At 42.3% G+C, this 1,925-nt stretch carries 1 protein-coding gene; it reads right to left on the reverse strand.

All coding sequences use genetic code 11. The features are described from left to right. Positions 1 to 290 precede the first annotated feature (290 nt). A complete protein-coding gene (locus tag ACTHS3_RS12120) occupies positions 291 to 1,718 on the reverse strand; it encodes a tetratricopeptide repeat protein (RefSeq protein ID WP_070608312.1) in 1,428 nt (475 codons plus the stop codon). Between the last annotated feature and the right edge of the window lie 207 nt (positions 1,719 to 1,925).

Here is a 1,925-nt window from a genome sequence, read left to right on the forward strand (position 1 = left end):
CGGTAAAAGTCTCTGTTGTTTGGATTAAAAAATTCGAATACGAAAATTAATTTTCAAAATTTGTCTAAAATCGAAAATTAAATTTAAACTTTGAGTTTGAAAAAGAAAGTTCAGACTGTGTTATTTTTTACAAGCGAATGGGCCGTCTGAAGATTTTGGAAGAGGTTAAGAAAGAGTGAAATTTTAAGAGGACGATGATTGAGGAAGGGAAAATTAAAAAATGACATGCACAGGCTAGTTGAATAGCTGGGCATGTCATTTGTTAGTAGTCTGAGAATTTCAGACGGCCTTTAAGCGGCAGAAGCTTTTTGAGCGAACTGCTTCCATTGAGCCAAAAGCTCTTTGAGAACGTCTTGCTGTTCATGTCCATGTTGGATAGCTTCTTGTAGCCAGAAACAAGCATTGTTGATGTCTTTTTCTACGCCCATACCGTGATAATACAGACAGGCAAGATTATATTGAGCCATCGTGTCTCTTTGTTTGGCCGCTGCTTCAAACCATTTTGCAGCTTGGGCATAGTCGACAGGTACACCTTGTCCGCTGTAATACATCATGCCAAGATTGGTTTGTGATTTACTGTGTCCTCGTTCTGCAGACTGAAGGTATAGCTCCAGTGCTTCAGCATAATTTTGTTGGCGTTTTAAACCATAGTGGGCCGCGAATGCCAGTTTGTATAGGCGCTCGGCCTCTTGACGTTGAAGGGCGATTTCTTTGGTTAACTCGTAGTTTTGCTGGTTATTCAACGCACTGTCAGATAGAAGTTTTTGGTAAGCGACAAGATTGCCTAAGTCGGCTGCGCGTTGATAATACTGACGGGCAGTGTCTGCATCAACTGCTCGTCCCAATCCGTAGCGATGGATATCTCCTAAAAGGCGCAAGCCTTCCGGGTCATTTTGATCCGCAGCAAACTTAGCGTGTTGATAGGACTTTTGAGGGTCTCGCTCGGTGTTTTTACCCAGAAGATAGATTTCGGCAAGTGCTACATGCGCATTGCTGTCACCTTGTTCTGCCGCTTTTTCAAACCATTCTAATGCCTCGGCAGGGTTTGATACTGACAAGAGTTCTGCAAGAGAGGTTTGCGCTGGAACAATGTCGTAATCGGCGGCAATACGCAAATGTTCGATTGCTTTTTCAGGGTTTTGTGCAACACCTTGCCCAAATTTGTATTGAAGGCCGAGTTGCCAGTGTGCCGCAATAAATCCCTGTGCAGCGGATTGCTGATAAAGTTTATGGGAATATTCCAAATCAGGAGAGCTGGAATATTGGTAATGCTGGGCTAAGAAGTATTGTGCCTGAGGATTTTGTTGTTCGGCAGCTTTCAGTGCCCATTTGACTGCTTCTTGGTCATTGCCATTGTCTGCATATAAACGCATCAGGCGCAGTTGGGCAGGAGCCAATCCTTCTTCGGCAAGCTCTTGATAGGCTGCGATGAGCTTTTCTACTTCTATTCCATTATTTTCTTGTAATTGGAGAAGATTATAGCGGGCGTATGGATGACCAGCTCTTGCAGCTTGCTTTAAATATTCAACTGCAATTGCTAAATCTTGCGCATTTTCGTGGTGTTCGATTAGGCATCCTGCCAGCTGAAATGCAGCCTCAATATGCCCGGCTTCTGCTGCTTCGCAGAGCAAAGGGATGGCTCGTGCAAAGTCAGGTGGGTCTTGAGTGATTAATTTTTCTGCTAGCAGAAAAGATTCTTCATATTGTTGAGCATTCATCGGTTTGCTTTTATATTTTGTGAAGGATTAGGAATAAAATAATCGGCCGACAGGGTGCGGCCGTTATGATTTTGTAATTTTGAGGTTATTTACAAAAACAGGCAACCGTATTTGTATTTTTATACTTAGAATAATGGAATAATTTATTTTATGCTGCATAAATACAACAGAAGGATATGATAAAGTGGGTTGAGAAAATACTTCTGC

This window comes from Neisseria sp. P0009.S007 (assembly GCF_051962515.1).